A 2,952-nucleotide genomic window follows, 5' to 3' on the forward strand; every position below is an offset into this window, starting at 1 on the left:
CTCCGGTTCCGCTTCGCTCCACCTCCGACCGGCAATGGCGGCGGAGACGACAATGCACTAACACTCATCCCGGACCACCCAGTGGGGGCCGCTCACTGAGACCCACAAGATCGAGACGCATATTGCTGCGCTCACCGTATCTCTACGTGCGATCAAACATCTCTTTAATCTGACCAAGAAACACGTTCACGGTATCACCGCGCTGCTGGCACAGATCAAGGAACAGGCCCCGGGGGACTATCGCGCGTTCAGCAGAGTCCAGAAAGAGTGGCTGGGCGCACTCATCAACCATGTCCACTCCCTATCCGAACTCCTGAACAGGAAGGTTGAGGGATGACCGCGGAAGCGTCCGCCAGCCGTGGGCATCGCCTTGTCCTGGACCAAGCCGCTGGGATCATCGTTCAGTCCTTCAACGATGGACGGGTCATCAATGAGGGCATCAAGCTGGCGGCGCAGGATGCCGCGTTCGACTCCGCGCTGAATGAGATAAACAAGGTGCGTGATACCCTGTCCCGCCCCCAAAACATCCTGGGCCCCGAGTTCACGAAGCACGGCGAGATAGCAGAGAACATGGAGGTCGGCATCCGCAATGCCCGCCAGGCTCTCTCCCAGGAGGCCATGACGGCAACGTTTGAGGGCGTTCATCGCACCGGTCCAGTCGACTATCGAATCAACGGTATCGGTGTCCAATCGAAGTTCATCAATGGCGTACCCAACAATCTGCGACACGTGCTTAAGCACATGGGCGCCTATCCGGAATTCACTTCGGACGGCTCATTCTACATCATTCCAAAGGACACCCACAGCGCGATCCAGACCTTGCTTAACGGGGGTCACATCGAGGGATTAAGTAGCAAGAGCGAGGAAGCTATCAGGCAGCTCGCGAAGCAGATAGAGCAGCAAGCAGGCAAGCCATTCACCGAGGTGGTCCAGCCATCGGTCTCCGATTATTCGGACGTGCAGATCGTCCGGGCACCGACGACACTGGACAACGAACAGAAGGATCTCATCTCGAAAAACGAGGAACTGAAGGACAAGATCGTCGACGACCACAAGCCATCGCTCCAGGGGGCCGCGCAGGCCGCGCTCATGGGCGGGGCTGTCGGCGGGACCCTTTCCCTGACGACCTGCCTCTACGCCAAGCTCAAGGCGGGCAAGAACGTTTTCCGAGGCGACTTCACCGCGGCCGACTGGCAGGAGGTCGGAGTCGACACGGCCAAGGGTGCGATCGGGGGAAGCGTCGCCGCCGGGGCCATCTACCTGACGACCAACTATGCGGGAATGGCCGCCCCGTTAGCTTCCGCCGTGGTGAGCGCGGCCACGGGGATTGCCTCGCTCAGCAACGCTCTTCGCAAGGGTGACATCAGCTTCAACGAGTTCGTCGAAACAAGCCTGATCATCTGCGCGGAATCTGCCATCGTTGGCGTGGCTACGGTGGTTGGCCAGGTACTGATCCCGATCCCCATCCTGGGCGCCGTCATCGGCAGCTTGGCGGGCAAATTGGTCATTGAGTTCACCAGGGGCTTAAGCGCCAGGATTGCCCAGCGTCTGCGTGACGACATGGACACGTTCAGGGCCAAACTAGACGACGCCTTAAAGCTTGCACTGGCGACCGTCACCGCTGAACTGAACCGCCTGGGCAGCCTGACCACCGCCGCCTTCGACGTTCGCCTTAACACGAGTCTAATCGACCGCAGCGTGGAGCTGGCGCTGGCCATGGGTGTGAAGGCCACAGTGCTCATCGCCAGCGAGGCCGACCTGGACAGCTTTATGACAGCGTGACGCGGCAGAGGGGCGGCGTTGCGCTGCTGGAAGGGGGTTGGGTGCTAGCCCCCGTTTTGCACAAAACGGCAGGTACGCCAACCTGCCGCTTGATGTTTGGGCCAGCTGTGCGGGCTTAGGCGGCGAACAGCATCTAATCACCAAGATGTCCGCTTCCCTTGCCTCGCATTCCAAACCGGACCGTCCACTTCCGGCCCATGGTAGACGGCAGCTATCGGAAATCGCGCGCCCCAACACCGATCTCCTGTCGCGTACTGCTGCCAACGAAATCCTCCTCGGGCGCCCCCTCCGCCCGCACGGTGCGCAGCAGTGGCGTCAAATCCTCGATCCGGTCCATGACGACGTGCACGACCTCGCCCTCGCGCTGCACGCGCCCATGGCACGCCACCATGCCGGCCGACACCATTGCGGCGCGCTGCTTCTCGATCACCGGCACCTCACGTCACCGTCCCGGTCGGAGGCCGCGCCCGATCTCGCGCGGCGTCCCGGCCCGGTCGGGCCGATGCCGGATGGGGCGCTGCTCCTTCAGATCCGCGCCATCCTCACCGGCAGCCCCTTCCACGGCGAGGGCCACCGCAAGGTCTGGGCACGACTGCGCATGAAGGGCGTGTTCGCGTCGTCATCGACCAAATCGGCGATGCGCAGCGTCCGGCCATCCGGCGTTTTGACGAGTTGGAAGCCCGTGGCGGCGTCGATGCCCTGCCAATCGCCGAGAGCGCCGATGATGTGCTCCACTTCCTTGATCTTGTCCTTCGTGCTTTCGCGCGAGTTGACGCTCGGAATATGGATGATGGTTTTCTCGGCGGGGTCGAGGACGGCGAGAATGTTGTCGGCATAGGAGCCGGAATAGAAGAAATAGCCGATGTCGAGCTGCTTCAGATATTCGTAGCCGTTGAGCTGCTCGTAATAGGTGTAGGTGACGGGCTCGAACTTCGCCTCGTCCTGCGGGGCCAGCACGGGCACGGCGTCGCCCCGGAAATAGGAGCCGGTCATCGCCACGATATGCGTCTTGTTGCGGGCGATGAGCTGGCCGAGGTGCTGGCCGACAGCGCAAGCGGGACGCGGTGTTGCAGCTTCTTCGTCATCTGCCCCGCACGGCACCTTGCGCTGCGTCGACCGGTGCTGGCCGAGCACGCGGCATACCCGCCGCTCGGACACGTCCAGCACGTC

The 2,952-nt window shown here is 62.2% G+C and carries 2 protein-coding genes and 2 pseudogenes; 2 read left to right on the forward strand and 2 right to left on the reverse strand.

The window, feature by feature from the left end; translation table 11 throughout:
• Nucleotides 1-333: 333 nt before the first annotated feature.
• Complete coding sequence (locus tag FHR90_RS17070) at nt 334-1,782, forward strand: hypothetical protein (RefSeq protein ID WP_176625583.1); 1,449 nt, start codon at nt 334-336, stop codon at nt 1,780-1,782.
• A gap of 211 nt (nt 1,783-1,993) precedes the next feature.
• Here FHR90_RS17070 and FHR90_RS17075 read toward each other — a convergent pair whose 3' ends face one another.
• Nucleotides 1,994-2,218: a hypothetical protein gene (locus tag FHR90_RS17075; protein WP_176625585.1), complete on the reverse strand. Its 225-nt coding sequence runs from the start codon at nt 2,216-2,218 to the stop codon at nt 1,994-1,996.
• On the opposite strand from FHR90_RS17075, the pseudogene FHR90_RS17080 reads away from it, so the two are divergent.
• Nucleotides 2,210-2,449: pseudogene (locus tag FHR90_RS17080) on the forward strand (IS3-like element ISMtsp5 family transposase); the annotation flags it as partial. The gene FHR90_RS17075 and the pseudogene FHR90_RS17080 sit on opposite strands and share 9 nt — an antisense overlap.
• Here FHR90_RS17080 and FHR90_RS17085 read toward each other — a convergent pair.
• Nucleotides 2,398-2,820, reverse strand: a pseudogene (locus FHR90_RS17085) (DEAD/DEAH box helicase); the annotation flags it as partial. The pseudogenes FHR90_RS17080 and FHR90_RS17085 overlap by 52 nt on opposite strands.
• Nucleotides 2,821-2,952 lie beyond the last annotated feature (132 nt).

This window comes from Endobacter medicaginis, from assembly GCF_014192375.1.
In the GTDB taxonomy this organism is placed as follows: Bacteria; Pseudomonadota; Alphaproteobacteria; order Acetobacterales; family Acetobacteraceae; genus Endobacter; species Endobacter medicaginis.

Bases quoted from the DNA above. Each gene is read 5' to 3' on its own strand.
- FHR90_RS17070 (WP_176625583.1), top strand. From the start codon at position 334: ATGACCGCGGAAGCGTCCGCCAGCCGTGGGCATCGCCTTGTCCTGGAC.